Genomic DNA, 17,696 nt, shown 5'->3' on the forward strand with positions numbered 1-17,696 from the left:
AAAAGTAGGATCGCGACATCAGCTGAGAGGGAGTTCTTATGGCACAATTTATCGATCGGAGGCTCAATGGCAAAAATAAGAGCGCTGTAAACAGGCAGCGCTTCTTAAGACGCCATAAAGAGCAAATCAAAGAGTCTGTGGCCGATGCAGTCAACCGACGCTCAATCACCAATACTGAAACGGGTGAAGACGTCACTATTCCTCATAAAGACATCAAAGAGCCAAGCTTTCATCAAGGTCAAGGCGGCGTAAGAGAACGCGTACATCCAGGTAATGACCAGTTCATTACTGGCGATAAAATTGAGCGCCCTAAAGGTGGGGGCCAAGGTGGTGGTTCGGGGCAAGGGGACGCGAGCCCTGATGGCGAAGGCCAAGATGAATTTACCTTCCAAATTTCAAAAGATGAATATCTTGATATTCTATTTGAAGATTTAGCCCTGCCTAATCTAGAAAAGAATCAAGTCAATAAAATCACCGAATGGAAAACACACCGCTCTGGTTACCAAAGCGCGGGGATTCCATCCAACATTGCTATCGTGCGTTCACTGCAGCAGTCTCTAGCTCGAAGAACCGCGATGACAGCTAGTAAAAAACGCGAGCTTAACCTACTGATGGAGCAACTTGACCAAGTTAAAATGACGGAACCGGCACAACCTTTCGAAGAAAGTCGCTTAAAAGAAGAGATCGCCGAGCTACGCAAAAAAATTGAAAACGTGCCCTTCATTGACACCTTCGACTTACGTTTTAAAAACTATGAGAAGCGCCCTATTCCATCTAGCCAAGCGGTGATGTTCTGTTTGATGGATGTGTCGGGCTCAATGGATCAAGCCACCAAAGACATCGCAAAACGTTTCTACGTACTGCTGTATCTGTTCCTCAATCGCACTTATGAAAATGTCGATGTGGTGTTTATTCGTCATCATACTCAGGCGAAAGAAGTCGACGAACATGAGTTCTTCTACTCGCAAGAAACGGGCGGCACTATCGTTTCCAGCGCACTAAAATTAATGAAAGAAATTGTAGCTGACCGTTACCCAGCAAGTGAATGGAATATCTACGCCGCTCAAGCCTCTGACGGCGATAATTGGGCTGATGACTCCCCTCGCTGTAAAGAACTGTTGGTGAATAAGCTTCTGCCTATCTGCCAATATTACTCATACATCGAAATAACACGCCGCTCTCATCAAACGCTTTGGCACGAATACGAAAAACTCGAAAACAGCTTTGACAACTTTGCGATGAAAAATATTAGAACAGTGGATGATATTTTTCCTGTGTTTAGAGAGCTATTCCAAAAAGAAACAGCGTAAGGGGGCTTGCCATGACAGCGAAATCAAACGTTGTAGAAAAGAACGAAGCTACGCAGAAGAAAAACGAGAAGATGCTACCTGACGGACCCGATTGGACGTTCAACCTATTAGAGCAATATCACGTTGAAATTAAGCGTGTGGCGCAGCATTACCGTTTAGATACTTACCCGAACCAAATTGAAGTAATTACCTCAGAACAGATGATGGACGCTTATTCCAGCATTGGTATGCCCATCAATTACAACCACTGGTCTTTTGGTAAAAAATTCATTCAAACCGAACAAAACTACAAGCACGGCCAAATGGGCTTAGCATACGAAATTGTCATCAATTCAGATCCTTGCATCGCTTATCTGATGGAAGAGAACACCGTCACTATGCAGGCACTCGTTATGGCTCATGCTTGTTACGGCCATAACTCTTTCTTTAAAGGCAACTATCTGTTCCAAACATGGACCGATGCCAGTTCCATCATCGACTACCTATTGTTTGCTAAAAAATACATTACTGAGTGCGAAGAAAAATACGGCGTTGCAGAAGTCGAGCAACTTCTCGATTCTTGTCACGCACTGATGAACTACGGCGTAGATAGATACAAACGTCCAGAGAAGATTTCAATCGCAGAAGAAACCGCAAGACAGGAAGAGCGAGAGGCTTACCTGCAATCTCAAGTCAATGAGTTATGGAGAACGGTGCCTAAAAGTCAAGACAAAGAAGAAAAGGAAGCGATTCGTTTTCCTAGCGAGCCTCAAGAGAACATTCTCTACTTCATCGAAAAAAACGCTCCACTGCTTGAACCTTGGCAACGTGAATGTGTCCGTATCGTCCGTAAAGTCAGCCAGTATTTCTACCCACAGAAACAAACCCAAGTAATGAATGAGGGTTGGGCAACCTTCTGGCACTACACCATCCTTAACCACCTTTACGATGAAGGCTTAGTAAGTGATAAGTTCATCTTAGAATTCTTACACAGCCATACTAGCGTGGTCGCACAACCGGCTTACAACAGCCCTTACTTCAATGGCATAAATCCTTATGCGCTTGGGTTTGCGATGTTTAGAGACATCCGACGCATCTGTGAAGAACCAACCGATGAAGACAAAGAGTGGTTTCCTGAGTTAGCCGGAAGTGATTGGCTAGAAGCCGTGCATTTTGCTATGCATAACTTCAAAGATGAAAGCTTTATCAGCCAGTATCTTTCTCCAAAAATCATTAGGGACTTTAAGCTGTTCTCTGTGCTCGACGATGACCATAAGAACACTATTGAAGTCAGCGCTATCCATGATGATCCAGGCTATAGTTTGATTCGAGAGAAGCTCGCTGCACAATATAACTTAAGTAACCTTGAACCTAATATTCAGGTGCTAAATGTAGATGTCCGTGGTGATCGCTCGATGACACTGCAATATAGGCCTCACGACCGGATTCCTCTTGATAAAGGCTATGATGAAGTCATGAAACATCTATACCGCTTATGGGGCTTTGATGTCATTTTGGAAGAGCTCAACGATACGGGTCATAGAGAGATCCTGACCACTTGTCCCAAACGTAATGATTATGGAACCAAGATTTAACGCTTAACTCGCTAACGTTGACACTCTATATGTAAAAAGACATTCAGAAATGGTGCTGGAAAAGGCTTGAAAACCAAGCAAAATTTTTCGATAAGTAGCTACTCTACAATCAAATATTCTAGTGAAGTTATCGAGCCTTTTAACAAGCTAAGACGAGCAATTATTTACTACGATTGGTATAAACTTAAACAATCGGCTTTTGACCGCGTTCTATCAGCTTCATCAGCACGCTGTCTGCAGATTTACCTGCAACGCCAGCTAGCTTGTCTGATAGTTTTTTCTTCTGTACGTAGTGAATCGCTAGAACCGTCTTGTCTTTGCATGCTGCTACGACTAAATCATCAGAAGTGCTGATCTCATCCACCAGCCCAAGTTCATGAGCTTGTGTACCGAACCAGTGTTCGCCCGTTGCAACCTTATCAAGGTCTAGCGCTGGACGGTGGTCACGAATAAAGTCTTTGAATAAGCCGTGTGTCTCTTCTAGCTCTTCTTTAAACTTCTCACGTGCTTTATCGCTGTTCTCACCAAACATAGTTAGCGTGCGCTTGTACTCACCCGCCGTTAACTGTTCGAACTCAATATCGTGCTTTTTAAGCAGTTTATTGAAGTTAGGCAATTGAGCGATAACGCCAATAGAACCAACAATAGCAAAAGGTGCAGATACGATTTTGTCTGCAATACATGCCATCATGTAACCGCCACTTGCTGCGACTTTATCTACCGAGATAGTCAGAGGTAAACCTGCCGCTTTAATACGATCAAGTTGAGAAGAGGCCAAACCATAGCCGTGAACCATGCCACCGCCAGATTCAAGCTTAAGCAATACTTCATCACCTTCACGAGCCACAGCTAGAACCGCCGTTACTTCTTCACGTAATGAAGCCACTTCTTTCGCATCAATGCTGCCGTTAAAATCAAGAACGAATAGATGTGGTTCACGCTTGCTATCAAGCTCCCCCTCTTTCGCTGCTTTCTTCACTTCTTTACTGCGTGACTTTACTTTCTCTTTTTCTGCTTTCTTTTCTGCTTTATCACGTGCTTTGATGAAAGTATCATCATGCAAATGGTGCTCTAATTGTTCAATAGTCTGTTTGTGATGTTCCGATAGGTTAGTGATTTCCAGCTCACCTTTAATTGCGCTTGATTTCCCACCCACAGATTTAGCAATCACTAAAATTGCGATGATGGCGATTACAACGGTCGCAATCTTGGCTAAAAACAAGCCGTAGTCCAACAAAAATTCCAATGTCATATCCCCTATTGTATGAATTAGTGTATTGTAACCATCTTGTCACGATTACCAAGAATTTCTCATCATTCCTGCGGTTATCTGTGTGATTAAACATCAATGGAATGACGAACATAATAAAAGAAAGAAGGATAAGCACAGTGGATTACCCAATCTCTACAGATGCCCTCAAAGATAAAGTAATTTTGGTTACAGGTGCCGGTGCTGGCATTGGTCGCCAAGCAGCACTAAGCTTCGCTCAACATGGTGCAACTGTCATTCTGTTAGGCCGCAATGTCAAAAACCTTGAATTGATTTACGATGAAATCGAAAGCGCTGGTTACCCACAACCTGCGATTATCCCATTGGATTTAAAAGGCGCGACAAAACAGAACTACGTTGATATGGCTGAAACCATTGAATCACAGTTTGGTCGTTTAGACGGCCTACTGCATAACGCAGGTGTGCTTGGCACGTTAAGTCCATTCGATCAAATCGATGAAGAAACATTTGATGGCGTCATGCAAATCAACGTTAAGGCTGAATTTCTAATGACTCAAGCACTGCTGCCAGTAATTAAGAAAGCGGAAGCGGGTCGTATTGTCTTTACCTCTTCAACGGTTGGTCACTCTGGCCGCGCGTTCTGGGGCACTTACGCGATTTCAAAGTTTGCAACAGAAGGTATGATGCAAATCCTAGCGGACGAGCTTGAAGACACAAACATCCGTGTTAACGCAATCAATCCGGGCGGCACTCAAACACGCATGCGTGCAAAAGCGTACCCAGGAGAAGATGCGAATAAGCTAAAAACGCCACTCGACATCATTCCACTGTACCTGCACTTAATGAATCCAAGTGTGACAGACATTAATGGTCAATGTATCGATGCTCAACCTAAGTAACTGATATCATTAACCAACAGTAAAAAGCCGCTTCCATAGCGGCTTTTTTTGTATCTAAATCAACCATCTAATATTTAATTCACCTGATTTTCATCATTTCTCTTTGCATCTTTTTCATTGTTAAATATACTGTATAGATATACAGGTATTTAATTATGCATGAACTAATAAAAAGCTTACAAGACCGCCAGCTAATCTGGAAAGGGTTACAATCAACAACGCAAGGAAGTACCACTTCAACAGGCTATCCTCAATTGGATAAACAGCTTGATGGAGGCTTTCCGATGCACGGCGTTATTGAGGTGGAATCACAACAAGGGATCGGCGAACTTCGTCTACTCACGCCTTATTTAGCTCAACAAAACTCACAGAAACTGGCCATTTTCATCAACCCACCAGGGAAGATCTGTGCCGAGTTTTTCAACGACCAAAATATTCCACTAGAGAACATCCTAGTCATCCAACCTCAGCGTGCTCTCGATGCACTATGGGCCGCAGAACAATGCCTCAAGAGTGGTGCTTGTCATTCTATATTGCTATGGGGAGCCAATCTAGAAATCCACCAAACCAAGCGCCTGCAAGCAGCAAGCGAAACGGGTAAGTGCCTGCAATTTCACTTTAAAGCCACCAGCCATAATCAGTTGTCCCTACCCGTTTCTTTAAGCATGAAACTCTCTTCTCACGCGCAGGGGTTAAAGGTTGAGGTCACGAAGAGAAAAGGCAGCTGGTCGTATGGCAGCTTTATTCTCGACATGAGCCAAAACTGGCCGTTACTCACAGAAAAAGTCATCAATCAAAACAGTTCGACTCACGCTTTGTCTAGTAATACGGTGCCGGCTTTCCCTATTGCGAAGCAAGGCTAACGTATGTTGTGGCTTTATCTACACTTTCCATCTCTGCAGTTAGATACCTTGTTTAACTCTAATGAATTAGGTTTGAACGGAGCATCACACGCTCAGCCTATTATCATTGTCGATGAAAAAGATCATCGCGTGCTACAGGCTAACCAAGCCGCACTGCAATCAGGCATCACATTAGGCATGGGGCTCGGGTCTGCAGCGGCACTTTGCCACAACTTACACGTCCACCCTTACAGCATTGAGCTAGAGAAAAATAAACTGAAAGAGATCGCTCAATGGGCATATTTAGTTACATCAGATATGGCGTTACTGCCGCCCAATGGTTTATTGATTAAAGCCTCTAACATGCTGTCGTTTTACAACGGGCTAGACAATTACTGGCTCGAACTCAAAAGCCATTTAGAGTTACTCAACATCCAGTTCAGCTTTGCCACAGGTTATTCGCCGCTTTCTGCAATCCTTTTGGGTAAACAATCAATCAACCAAGTCACTAATAATGTTGAACAAATGAAAGCATGGGCCAATCAGCAAACATTGAGTTCTAGCGAGCTGCCAACTAAGCAAGTGGAGCGTCTGAACCGCGTCGGCATTAACTTAGTGGAAGACCTATTAAAGTTGCCTTTGCAAGAAGTCGCACGTCGCTTTGATATCGACTTAGTCAACTATGTTGGTCGCCTTAATGGGCAGTTCAAACACCTGATTGATTTCTATCATCCACCAGAGAGTTTTCAACAATATTTGGAGTTACTGTTTGATATTGAAAACATCCTATTTATCGAAAAGCCGTTGCTGAAATTGTTGAATCAGCTCGAGTGTTTTTTGAAACTACGCGACCGAGTGGCTTTCGAGTTAACGCTGACTTTACACCTAAGAGATAAAGACGATCACCCTGTCTCTTTTTATTCGGCGCAAGGCGATTACCTTGCTGGAAAATGGGCGAACCTAACGCATCTCACCTTAGAGTCACTAAAGCTCACAGCACCGGTTCAGGGGCTGACACTCAGCTTGATTCGTCATGGAGAACCCCAAATGGCCTACCATGACCTTTTTGATGGCAATACCGGAACGCTTGCTGCGCTAGACCTACTTTCACTGTTACAGGCGAAGCTTGGGCAAGCCTGTATTCAAACTCCTAAAATGCAGCAGGATCCTAGGCCAGAAAAAAACAATCAATATTCACTACCAACACTAAGTCATGTGGCAAAAAAGGCTCTGACTCCCCAAAAGGCCAATCAACAAACCACAACAGCTATCAGTATTAATCAACAGCGACTCAGGCCGAGTATTCTTCTGCCTGAGCCTGAAGTATTAACAGAGAGCGTCACCTTGTCTCAAGGCCCTGAACGCATTGTGTCTGGGTGGTGGGACGGAGAGAAGATCATTCGTGACTACTTTATTGCTTACAGCAAAAACGGGCGGTGGTTATGGGTATTTAGAACACCAGATAAACAGTGGTTCTTGCACGGTTTGTTCAGCTAGTCAGTAAGACAGTTTGGTAAGTCGTTCTTGCCACTTGTTCCATTTAAACGCCCCTTTTCAATCATGTTCACTCTCAATGATTAAGTGAGGTTACGTTATGTCTCAGCAATACTCAGAGCTTTTCTGCCAAAGTAATTACTCCTTCCTTGAGGGAGCTTCGCATGCGGAAGAGCTTGTTTTACAGGCCGACTTCTTACGTTACAAAGCATTCGCGGTCACCGATGAGTGCTCGGTAGCGGGCATCGTGAAGGTTCACTCTGCAATCAAGCAACATAAACTGTCGCTCAAGCAAATTGTCGGGAGCATGTTTTGGTTAAATGACGAGTGCCAAGTTGTCTTGTTATGCCCAAATAGAACGGCCTATGCCGAGCTGTGCCGTATTATTACCAACGCGAGACGTCGTAGCAGCAAAGGACATTATCAGCTCTCTGAATGGGATATCATGTCGGCTAAGCATTGCTTCATTCTTTGGTTACCTCAACAGAAAAATGAAGACTCACATTGGGGACAATGGCTTTCTCAGCATCACTCCGGCCGGCTGTGGATTGGCCTACAACGACACCTAAAACAAACCGACCAGCAGTACATGGATTACTGTGTTGAACTATCACAACATCATCAACTGCCAATAACAGCTTGTGGTGGCGTGCTGATGCACAACGCTAATCGTTTGCCCTTACAGCACTCACTCACCGCGATAAAGTACCAAAAAACCATTACCGAAGTGGGCAGTCACTTACTCGCTAATGCCGAGCGCTGTTTACGAAGTATTGATAAGCTCTCTCATATATTCAAAGCTGAGTGGCTAAAAGAGAGTAATCATATCTCTAAGCTGTGCGAATTTGATTTAGACAGCTTACGTTACGAATACCCAAGTGAACTTATTCCTCAAGGTGAGACGCCCATGAGCTATCTGCGAATGTTGGTCGAGAAAGGAAAACAGGCTCGCTTCCCGCAAGGCGTGCCTAACAACATTCAACAAATCATAGAGAAAGAATTGGGGCTGATTGAAGAGCTAGACTACCCTTTCTTCTTTCTCACGATCCACGACATCGTCATGTTTGCCAAAAGCCAAGGGATTCTTTACCAAGGTCGAGGTTCAGCGGCCAATTCCGTGGTCTGTTACTGCTTAGAAATCACCTCTGTCGACCCAAGGCAGATCTCGGTGTTATTTGAGCGCTTCATCAGTAAAGAGCGCGATGAGCCGCCCGATATTGATGTCGATTTTGAGCACGAACGACGTGAAGAAGTCATCCAATACATCTATCAAAAATACGGTAGAGAACGCGCTGCGCTTGCCGCAACGGTCATTTCATATCGCTTCAAAAGTGCAGTAAGAGATGTCGGCAAAGCATTAGGGCTACAAGAAACCCAGCTTGATTATTTCATTAAGAACACGAATCGCAGAGACAAAAGCCTAGGTTGGCAGACTCAGCTCACCCAATTAGGACTACAACCTGACTCTTTAAAGGGTCAGCAATTTATCCATTTGGTTAATGAAATTATTGGCTTTCCACGTCACCTGTCTCAGCACGTCGGCGGCTTTGTGATCTCTTCTGGGCCTCTGTATGAACTGGTTCCTGTCGAGAATGCGGCAATGCACGACCGAACCATTATTCAATGGGATAAGGATGATCTAGAAACCTTAGGCTTGCTGAAAGTTGATGTACTCGCGTTAGGTATGCTCTCTGCGATTCGTAAATGTTTCGACCTGATCAAACGCATTCACGGGCGATCACTGACCATTGCTGAGATCACTCGCCTTAAGGACGATCCTCAGGTTTACGGCATGATTCAGCGAGCAGATACGGTCGGGATATTCCAAATTGAGTCACGTGCGCAAATGAGTATGCTGCCAAGGCTTAAACCGAAAACTTACTACGACTTGGTAATTCAAATCGCTATCGTGCGCCCGGGTCCAATTCAGGGCGATATGGTACATCCATTTCTAAAACGTCGAGATGGCATTGAACCCATAAGTTACCCATCTAAAGAGGTGGAATCGGTACTATCACGCACCTTAGGTGTACCTATATTTCAAGAACAAGTGATTAAACTCGCGATGGTAGCTGCAGGGTTCACTGGCGGAGAAGCGGATCAACTCAGGCGCGCGATGGCCGCTTGGAAGAAAAACGGTAACGTGTTTAAGTTTAAAAACAAACTCATCGAAGGCATGCAAAAACGCGGCTACAAAACCGAGTTTGCCGAACAGATATTTAAACAGATATGCGGCTTTGGCGAGTACGGTTTTCCGGAAAGTCATTCAGCTTCGTTTGCGGTATTAGCCTATTGTTCAGCTTGGTTGAAATGTTACTACCCAGAATGTTTCTACGCTTCTTTACTGAATAGCCAACCCATGGGTTTTTATAGCCCGTCGCAGTTGGTACAAGATGCACAGAGACACAATCTGGTGATTCTTCCGGTATGTGTGAATACCTCTCAAGAGAATCACACGGTTGTTTCTCATCAGAATGGTCTAGCGATTCGATTAGGGCTGCGACAAATCAAAGGCTTGAGCGAACACGGTATCCAGAGCGTACTCGCCAATCGTCCGCATTCCGGTTATCGTCATCCTAGTCAGGTGAAACAACTATCGATCCATAAAAAAGACATCGAACTGCTCGCCTCGGCTAATGCGTTGCACAATGTTTCCGGTGATCGTTTCCAAACTCGTTGGGCACTGATGGACTCCGCTTCTGACCTGCCTCTATTTCGTCAGGCTTACGACAAGGTAGAGCACGCTTTGCATAAACCCAATGAGATGCAGGATCTATTGGAAGATTTCACCAGTGTCGGGATTTCATTAAACAAGCACCCCATCACTTTGCTCGAAGAAGCGGGACGATTAGGTCGATTCACACACATGAAAGATCTAATACAACAAAGGCACAAATCTATGGTCACCGTTGTCGGATTAGTCACAGGCAAACAATCTCCCGGAACCGCGGCAGGTGTCACCTTTGTCACTCTGGAGGATAGCACTGATAATATTAATGTTGTTGTATGGGGAGCTACCGCACGAGCTCAGCAGAAAGCCTACCTCACAGCCAAAGCATTAAAAGTACAGGGAATATTAGAAAAGGAAGGCGAAGTAATGCATGTGATTGCTGGGAAGCTCATCGATATTACCGATGAAATTGTTGGTTTGAAAACCAAATCACGGGATTTCCATTAGCGACTCAGATAGCCGTTTTCATAAACGCTAAAAGCGAAAAAGGGAAGCATCTGCTTCCCTTCAGTTCAGCTCAGTTCAAATTATTGAATAATACCTCAACGCTATCCGCCGTAAGCCTTTTCTTAAAGGCTCTATAAACCATTAGCAGTATTACTTACAAAATCTGGCGCATTCGTTCTTGAGTCACTTCAACTAATAGGTCTGGTTGGAATTTAGAAATGAAGCGATTACACCCTACTTTCTCAACCATTGCTTCATTGAAACTACCACTTAATGAAGTATTTAGCGTAATGAATAAGTCACGCATTCTTGGATCACTACGAACCTCATGAGTCAGTTTATAGCCGTCCATTTCAGGCATTTCAGCATCGGTAATCATCAACAATATTTCCTGATTAATGTCTTTACCTTCGTCACACCATCCCTTAAGCAGATTCAAAGCTTCTAAGCCATCGCAACATTCAATAATATTCAGGCCGAGTTGTGACAAAGTGCCTTTAATCTGGTTACGTGCTGTTGAAGAGTCATCAACAATAAGAACGTTACGTCCAACCATCTCATTGGCGAGCTGCTCGTCTAAAATCCCTTCAGAGATAGAAACATCGTAATCAATGATCTCAGCTAGTACCTTTTCAACATCGATGATCTCAACAATTTTATGTTGATCTTCTTCTTGAATATGCGTAATCGCTGTTAGGTAGTTTGCACGCCCTGCTGTCTTCGGTGGTGGCTGGATTTCAGTCCACATCGTATTCACAATATTACGAACTTGCCCAACCAAAAAACCTTGAACGGTTCGGTTGTACTCCGTAATAATCAAATTACTTTCTTGAGAATCGGCACGTGATGGCGGAAAGCCTATCGCACTACGTAAATCAATTACAGGTACGGACTCACCGCGCAAAGAAGCAACGCCGGTAATATTATGATGGGAGCCTGGAAAGCGAGTGAGTACTGGCAATTTTAGGACTTCTTTCACTTTAAACACGTTAATCGCAAATAATTGACGACTATTTAAACTGAATAATAAGAGTTCCAGACGGTTTTCACCTACCAGTTTGGTTCTTTGATCAACCGAATTTAAAACTCCAGACATACAACACCTTAGTGACAAATAATAACTTTGGCTACAATAGCCTACTTCAATAGGATAACACAAAGCGCCAATCACAGAATACTTAAACTAAGTACCAAAAATACTGCAATACGAAGCTTAGGTGTATGGTTGGAGTAGACTATAACAGTAGTAAAGAAGCTAACCTTCAATAACTTTCATCAATAGCTGACCATCGTACAAAGCCTGCTTGATAAGCGCAGCACCCGGCATGGTCGCCTGCTTATAAAAACGAGACTCCACCAACTCTAAGTCTTGATGGTAAACCGATAAACTCTGCTCTTCGATACACTTTTGAATTTCAGGGTATAGGACACTTTTTGCTTGGTTAATAACACCGCCAACCAATATTTTCTCTGGGTTGAATAGGTTAATCACAATCGCAATCGCCGCACCTAGGTAGCGACCTAACTGCTCAATCACTTCGACGGCTAACTCATCTCCACCGGCTGCTGCCGCGCAGATTTGCTCAATGGTGACATCTTCAAACACAGACAAGGTTGATGTTTCACCATTTGCGAGTCTTGCTTTCACTTGGTCACGTATCGCTTGTGAACTCGCTACCGTTTCTAAACAGCCTCGGTTACCACAATGACAAAGCTTGCCTTCTTTATCGATCTGGATATGCCCCAGTTCACCGATATTGCCATGACGCCCTTGCAAAACACGTCCATCAAGAATAATCCCGGCACCTAAACCATGGTGAATCGAGATAAGAACAGAGTTGTCGTTGTCTTGTGAATTACCAAACAGCTTCTCTGCCAATGCCCATGCTCGGGTGTCATTGGCAATAAAGACTGGCAAGCCCGTTTCTTTATAGATCTCCGGCCCTAACGCTAAATTTTCAACATTATAGTGTGGCATCTGCAACACTATACCTTGCTCAGAATTCACAAGGCCAGGTAGCGTAACCGCAATGCTGGTTACCCTATCGAGTTGTTCAGCATAGGTTTGGAAGAATTCATCAATCTCATGCAATAAGCGAGCAAGCACATCGTCTTGGTCACGTTCATGAATATCGATTTTAGTATCGATAAGAACATCACCACCCAATTCATGCAGAGCAATTGTCAAGTATCCACGACCAAGACGCATCGACAGAAACTGCCAACCTTCGTTATTGGTTTGCAGACCGACAGCCGGACGCCCACGAGTGGTGGCTTCTTGAACCGTCGTTTCATGAATAAGGTGAGCTTCAATGAGTTCACGGGTAATTTTAGTAATACTCGCCGGAGCCAACTCACTTTGCTTGGACAAATCGATACGAGAAATAGGACCTTTAAGGTCAATTAGTTTATATACACGACCAGCATTGACCTGTTTGATATGATCAATATGGCCCGGTTGAGCCATGTACATTTTACGCTCCAAAAATCATCAACTGGATAATTTTTTTACTTTGCGAAGTAATTGTGAAGTCACTTGGTATATCGCCGTGACCAGTATCACGTATATACATGAATCTTTGTGTATCGAGTCAAATAGTTCGAGAAGAATTATCATCCAAATTGAGAAATTAAGACTTAATTTTCGAAAAAAAACATCACGACTGAGGCATGAATCCAATCATTGTGGATAATTGGAGAAATACCTTCCAAGCTCCCAATAAATTATCAATTAATGCATATACTTAATTCAGCCTTAAATCAGATTACAGTCCTCACTCTAGGAGTATTCATGACAGCCGCATTAAGAAAAACGAAAATCGTCACCACACTAGGCCCTTCAACAGATAAAGGTAATGTGCTTGAAGCTATCATCAAAGCCGGTGCCAATATCGTCCGTATGAACTTCTCTCACGGCAGCAGCGACGATCACATCCAACGCGCAGAACAAGTTCGAGCGATAGCTAAACGGCTCGGCACTCAAGTCGCCATTTTAGGAGATTTGCAAGGTCCAAAGATTCGTGTGTCGACATTCAAAGATGGCAAGATCCAATTAGCCGTCGGAAACCAGTTCACTCTAGACAGTAACCTAGGTTTAGGTGAAGGCAACCAACAAGCCGTTGGCCTCGATTACAAAGAGCTGCCAAACGACGTATCAGCTAACGACATCTTATTACTCGACGATGGTCGTGTTCAATTAAAAGTGACCAGTGTCGAAGGGTGTAAAGTCCACACTGAAGTGATCATCGGAGGCCCTCTCTCCAACAACAAGGGGATTAATAAAAAAGGGGGTGGCTTATCCGCAGAAGCGCTGACAGAAAAAGACAAGCGCGATATCGTAACCGCAGCACAAATCAAAGTGGATTACCTAGCGGTGTCTTTCCCTCGCAATGGCGAAGATATGCATTACGCGCGTCAACTCGCACATGAAGCCGGCTTAGAGGCTCATCTTGTGGCTAAAGTGGAACGAGCAGAGACAGTCGCCACTATTGAGAACATGGATGACATCATAATGGCCTCAGATGTGGTCATGGTGGCCCGTGGTGACCTAGGAGTAGAGATTGGTGACCCAGAGTTGGTTGGAGTACAAAAACAGCTTATACGTCGTGCAGGGGCGCTTAATCGAACAGTGATCACCGCAACTCAGATGATGGAGTCGATGATCTCCGCTCCAATGCCAACTCGGGCAGAAGTCATGGATGTAGCGAATGCCGTACTTGATGGGACGGATGCCGTAATGCTTTCCGGTGAAACAGCAGCAGGCGATTACCCAGTCGAAACCGTGAAATCAATGGCAGAAGTCTGTATTGGCGCTGAAAAGATGGCGGGTATTAACAACCACTCCAATTACCGTCTTGATCGTACCTTTGTAACGGCTGAAGAAACCGTTTCGATGGCGACCATTTACTCTGCGAACCATATGGAAGGAATTAAAGGCGTGGTCACTCTCACTGAATCCGGACGCACAGCACTGATGATGTCACGCCTCAGCGCCGATATGCCCATCTACGCACTATCTCGTAACGAAAGCACACTTAACCGTTGCACATTGTACAGAGGGGTTACCCCAATTTACTTTGAAACAGAAGCCAAAGACAGCCTTGATATTGCGCTCTCTACGCTCGCCTGCTTGAAAGAAAAAGGATATCTCACATGTGGCGATCTAGTGATCATCACACAAGGGGACATTATGGATGTAGCCGGATCGACCAACTGTATGAGAATTCTGCCTGTAACCTAACTCTAAAATCTTCAAGTTTGTTCAATCATCTAAAGCCCGAAGGCTAATTATTCAGTGTTTAAAGTTTTGGTTTTCGAGAGCAAATAAAAAAGAAAGGGTTATCGGACCAAGTTCAATAACCCTCTCCATTTCAAAAAACTTTTCTACAAGTATTTTTTTCCGGCAGCATCGGTTACCAAATGTGGCGTATGTGAGCTACGAGCGTTGTCAGTGGAAGAATAAGTTTCAACAAAACGATAGCCAGCTTCTAACCCCAATTCGTAATCATGCAGTAAATCATCTTTATGACTCATTAATGAGCTCGATTTAAGCGTTTGACTAGGTGCTATCTGAACCACAAAAGTATCATCGGGAGGTGAGTTAAGGAAGTTCTGAGTCAACGAGTAAGTTTGGTAATGAACCATCAACATATCAGCTAATCCTGAATCAAATTTATCACCAATCAAATGACTTAAACGATAGATATCATCAGCACCAAATAACCATCGACCGCCATTTAGAAGATCTAAATGTACCCTATCTCTCTTTTGTTCTTTTGAGCTCAAGATTTGTTGTTGAAAAAACGATGTCCAATCGTTTTTCCATTGGTCCACTTTTTGTTGCCAATGACCGTGAACGTTATTAAACGAACCGCGAAACCATTCAAGTTCTTCTAAAGATAGCGTCTTATTTTTTACAGGTAAAATTGGCTTGCTATGGACCGGATTTAGTTCAAACGCAGGCTCAGTTCTAATTACGACGATAGAACGAGCATTGCGTCGCCAAGCTTCTTGTACAGGAATAGATGCTGACACACCACCATCCACATAAGAACCGTTTCCAATACGTATTTCATCATTATATAGACGTGGAATGGCGCACGTGGCAACCATTACCTTGTACCAATCTTCACTTAATACAGGAAAGTAGTAATCTTGAAGATCTTTCGAATCGGTGACCGCGGCAAAGAGTTGACGATCACCCAACGTTTGTCTTCCCAAATCAAGGTCGAGCTTATATGGATAGGCCATGATTTTCTCTAAGGCCCACTCTAACCCCAACTTTTTTCGATGTCGTATATAAGAAAATAGGTTAAAGAACTCTGGAGAAGTAGTGAGTTCGAGGACAAAAGAACGACTTAAGCCTTTATTACGACATAGGTAAGCGCATAAATTGAGAGCGCCAGCAGAAGTGCCAAAAAACTCATCGAAAGGGTCAAAGTTAGAGATCAGGAACGCATCCAGTACCCCTGAGGTGAAAATGCCTCTCTGTCCGCCCCCTTGAGCAACCAGTGCAGTTTTTCCAGCAATAAACTTAGCGTAGTAATCCAAATCTATTGCTGTATCAATATTGGTTATAATACCACTATTCATTTATTCCCTGAGTATAAAACCCGGCCTCTCCACAAATAGTATTAACTACCAATTGCGATAAAGCCGAATGAAAGAATGATTGTGTAAATTAACACTGTTATTTGTAGGGCGTTTTTCAGATTATGGTCCATAGACACCTCTGGCTTATTATTAATTTGTCGAGTCACTGTTTAATTATTATCAGGTGTGTGAAGTATCTTCAAGAATCGTCGAAATTAGTCGCACAATATTGATGTAACCATCACAATTAGTAAGTGTATGGATAAGGATATACTCATGAATAACAAAGCAAATATGATGGCGCTTATTGCGCTTTTCTCCGTATCGAGTGTGTATGCTTCGCCGGAGATCATCATTACCCCGATGGTGGGTTATACCGGTGGCGGTAGTGTCGAAGACCAGGATGGTAAAAACTACGACATGAAACCGTCTGAAAACTACACCTTTGCGATTGAAACGCCACTTGATAAAGGTCGCATCGGCTTTTTCTATTCTAACCAGAGCTCAGAGCTAGAAAAACTCAACCTAAGCTCCTCAATTCAATACCTACACTTTCAAAGCAGTATTTACTACCCTGCTTCTCCGGTGTTGTCTGGGTACCTAGGTTTGGGGATTGGTGCATCTTACGTAGATGTAGACTGGGCGAAAGATAAATTTGGATTCTCAACCTCTATCTTTGGTGGCTTAGAGTACAAATTTAGTGACCGCTTAGCACTTAACACTCAAGTGCGTTGGCTAGGTACTGTGGTCGACAACGACACGTCTGGGGTTTGTAACGTACCCAGCACGGGGCAAGACTGTATTATCCGATTTGATACCGATTGGATGAACCAATTCCAAGCGAATGTCGGACTGAGCTTTACTTTCTAAACCAAACCGTTTTTAAGCCACGCTTTCTAGGCTATTCAGTTCGCATGAGGCATAAAGACCTAACAAAACAAAAAAGCCAACTTCATGCGATGCTGGCTTTTTCACTATAAAAACAGTTTAAGTTCACTTTAGAACTTATAGGTGACACCCAGAGCACCGCCGACTTGCAACTCGACGCCTTTGTACATGTCTAGCTCAGGGTGAACTTGTGCGTAAGCATTCCAACCTTCGTAAAAATTAACTTTCACTCCTAACGGTACTCTTAAACCAAAATCGTCATTCCACTCAGCCCAAGCACCTGCACCTACGTACCAATTTAACGGAACTTCCGTTTTAAACTGACCACGTTTCCAAATGTAGTCGAATGCCGCGCCGTCGTTACCGATGGTTGCACGGTACTTCTGGTCAAACTCCACAACGGCACTCAAACCTTGATCAATAGCTAGACCAGCTTCTAAATTTGGATCTGCGGCATGAACAAACGAGGCTCCACTGAAGCACATAAGGCCGAACAAGTAACGATGTTTCATAATATTTCCAGACTGTCTTACAAAAACGTTAGGTTACGTAAATAATAGACAGAGGTGTCATCATTAAGTTAAATGACAACAGATCCCCAGAGTGGGCAAGTTGAACATCAATGCATAGAGTTAAGCGATAACAGATTGATCAGGAAGGGTTAACTTAGAAAGTGTTTCATCAAGCA

At 43.7% G+C, this 17,696-nt stretch carries 14 protein-coding genes; 8 read left to right on the plus strand and 6 right to left on the minus strand.

Features of this window, described 5'->3' with window-relative positions; translation table 11 throughout:
- Window positions 1-38: 38 nt before the first annotated feature.
- Window positions 39-1,310 carry a YeaH/YhbH family protein gene (locus OCV24_RS09275; protein WP_017055005.1) on the plus strand — a complete coding sequence of 424 codons (1,272 nt, stop codon included), beginning with the start codon at window positions 39-41 and terminating at the stop codon, window positions 1,308-1,310.
- Between the two features lie 11 nt (window positions 1,311-1,321).
- Window positions 1,322-2,884 carry a SpoVR family protein gene (locus tag OCV24_RS09280; RefSeq protein WP_137008597.1) on the plus strand — a complete coding sequence of 521 codons (1,563 nt, stop codon included), beginning with the start codon at window positions 1,322-1,324 and terminating at the stop codon, window positions 2,882-2,884.
- A gap of 184 nt (window positions 2,885-3,068) precedes the next feature.
- On the opposite strand, the gene sohB is transcribed toward OCV24_RS09280, so the two are convergent.
- Window positions 3,069-4,136, minus strand: a complete 1,068-nt coding sequence (sohB, locus tag OCV24_RS09285; protein WP_077680205.1) for a protease SohB — start codon at window positions 4,134-4,136, stop codon at window positions 3,069-3,071.
- 137 nt (window positions 4,137-4,273) lie between these two features.
- Between sohB and OCV24_RS09290 the strand changes: the two genes are divergently transcribed.
- From OCV24_RS09290 to OCV24_RS09305, 4 genes are all read left to right on the plus strand, one after another.
- Entirely contained in the window at window positions 4,274-5,014 is a 741-nt protein-coding gene (locus OCV24_RS09290; RefSeq protein WP_016792973.1) for a YciK family oxidoreductase, read from the plus strand.
- Between the two features lie 155 nt (window positions 5,015-5,169).
- Window positions 5,170-5,877 (plus strand): translesion DNA synthesis-associated protein ImuA, encoded by a 708-nt coding sequence (gene imuA, locus OCV24_RS09295; RefSeq protein ID WP_137008599.1) that lies wholly within the window; start codon window positions 5,170-5,172, stop codon window positions 5,875-5,877.
- Window positions 5,878-5,880: 3 nt separating this feature from the next.
- Window positions 5,881-7,353: a Y-family DNA polymerase gene (locus OCV24_RS09300; RefSeq protein WP_102507150.1), complete on the plus strand. Its 1,473-nt coding sequence runs from the start codon at window positions 5,881-5,883 to the stop codon at window positions 7,351-7,353.
- A 97-nt stretch (window positions 7,354-7,450) separates the two neighbouring features.
- Window positions 7,451-10,528: an error-prone DNA polymerase gene (locus OCV24_RS09305; RefSeq protein WP_150877841.1), complete on the plus strand. Its 3,078-nt coding sequence runs from the start codon at window positions 7,451-7,453 to the stop codon at window positions 10,526-10,528.
- Window positions 10,529-10,682: 154 nt separating this feature from the next.
- On the opposite strand, the gene OCV24_RS09310 is transcribed toward OCV24_RS09305, so the two are convergent.
- On the minus strand, window positions 10,683-11,624 hold the full coding sequence (locus tag OCV24_RS09310; protein ID WP_150877839.1) for a chemotaxis protein CheV: 942 nt from the start codon (window positions 11,622-11,624) through the stop codon (window positions 10,683-10,685).
- A 159-nt stretch (window positions 11,625-11,783) separates the two neighbouring features.
- A complete protein-coding gene (gene mlc / locus OCV24_RS09315; RefSeq protein WP_150877838.1) occupies window positions 11,784-13,001 on the minus strand; it encodes a sugar metabolism global transcriptional regulator Mlc in 1,218 nt (405 codons plus the stop codon).
- A gap of 318 nt (window positions 13,002-13,319) precedes the next feature.
- On the opposite strand from mlc, the gene pyk reads away from it, so the two are divergent.
- Complete coding sequence (gene pyk, locus OCV24_RS09320; RefSeq protein ID WP_046222716.1) at window positions 13,320-14,768, plus strand: pyruvate kinase; 1,449 nt, start codon at window positions 13,320-13,322, stop codon at window positions 14,766-14,768.
- A gap of 143 nt (window positions 14,769-14,911) precedes the next feature.
- Here pyk and OCV24_RS09325 read toward each other — a convergent pair whose 3' ends face one another.
- Together OCV24_RS09325 and cydH are read right to left on the minus strand one after the other, a co-directional pair.
- Window positions 14,912-16,120 (minus strand): patatin-like phospholipase family protein, encoded by a 1,209-nt coding sequence (locus tag OCV24_RS09325; protein WP_046222715.1) that lies wholly within the window; start codon window positions 16,118-16,120, stop codon window positions 14,912-14,914.
- A 41-nt stretch (window positions 16,121-16,161) separates the two neighbouring features.
- Window positions 16,162-16,251: a cytochrome bd-I oxidase subunit CydH gene (gene cydH, locus OCV24_RS20805; protein WP_099049783.1), complete on the minus strand. Its 90-nt coding sequence runs from the start codon at window positions 16,249-16,251 to the stop codon at window positions 16,162-16,164.
- A gap of 145 nt (window positions 16,252-16,396) precedes the next feature.
- Here cydH and OCV24_RS09330 point away from each other — a divergent pair, with 145 nt between their 5' ends.
- A complete protein-coding gene (locus OCV24_RS09330; RefSeq protein WP_137025214.1) occupies window positions 16,397-16,990 on the plus strand; it encodes an outer membrane protein in 594 nt (197 codons plus the stop codon).
- Window positions 16,991-17,118: 128 nt separating this feature from the next.
- On the opposite strand, the gene OCV24_RS09335 is transcribed toward OCV24_RS09330, so the two are convergent.
- Entirely contained in the window at window positions 17,119-17,520 is a 402-nt protein-coding gene (locus tag OCV24_RS09335; RefSeq protein ID WP_137025213.1) for a hypothetical protein, read from the minus strand.
- Between the last annotated feature and the right edge of the window lie 176 nt (window positions 17,521-17,696).

The organism is Vibrio kanaloae, from assembly GCF_024347535.1.
Taxonomy (GTDB): Bacteria; Pseudomonadota; Gammaproteobacteria; order Enterobacterales; family Vibrionaceae; genus Vibrio; species Vibrio kanaloae.

Excerpts from the sequence above, each read along its gene's own strand:
- sohB (WP_077680205.1), bottom strand. The coding sequence starts at position 4,136 with ATGACATTGGAATTTTTGTTGGACTACGGCTTGTTTTTAGCCAAGATT.
- imuA (WP_137008599.1), top strand. The coding sequence starts at position 5,170 with ATGCATGAACTAATAAAAAGCTTACAAGACCGCCAGCTAATCTGGAAA.
- OCV24_RS09325 (WP_046222715.1), bottom strand. The coding sequence starts at position 16,120 with ATGAATAGTGGTATTATAACCAATATTGATACAGCAATAGATTTGGAT.
- OCV24_RS09300 (WP_102507150.1), top strand. The coding sequence starts at position 5,881 with ATGTTGTGGCTTTATCTACACTTTCCATCTCTGCAGTTAGATACCTTG.
- mlc (WP_150877838.1), bottom strand. The coding sequence starts at position 13,001 with ATGTACATGGCTCAACCGGGCCATATTGATCATATCAAACAGGTCAAT.
- cydH (WP_099049783.1), bottom strand. The coding sequence starts at position 16,251 with ATGGACCATAATCTGAAAAACGCCCTACAAATAACAGTGTTAATTTAC.
- pyk (WP_046222716.1), top strand. The coding sequence starts at position 13,320 with ATGACAGCCGCATTAAGAAAAACGAAAATCGTCACCACACTAGGCCCT.
- OCV24_RS09280 (WP_137008597.1), top strand. The coding sequence starts at position 1,322 with ATGACAGCGAAATCAAACGTTGTAGAAAAGAACGAAGCTACGCAGAAG.
- OCV24_RS09330 (WP_137025214.1), top strand. The coding sequence starts at position 16,397 with ATGAATAACAAAGCAAATATGATGGCGCTTATTGCGCTTTTCTCCGTA.
- OCV24_RS09305 (WP_150877841.1), top strand. The coding sequence starts at position 7,451 with ATGTCTCAGCAATACTCAGAGCTTTTCTGCCAAAGTAATTACTCCTTC.
- OCV24_RS09310 (WP_150877839.1), bottom strand. The coding sequence starts at position 11,624 with ATGTCTGGAGTTTTAAATTCGGTTGATCAAAGAACCAAACTGGTAGGT.
- OCV24_RS09275 (WP_017055005.1), top strand. The coding sequence starts at position 39 with ATGGCACAATTTATCGATCGGAGGCTCAATGGCAAAAATAAGAGCGCT.
- OCV24_RS09335 (WP_137025213.1), bottom strand. The coding sequence starts at position 17,520 with ATGAAACATCGTTACTTGTTCGGCCTTATGTGCTTCAGTGGAGCCTCG.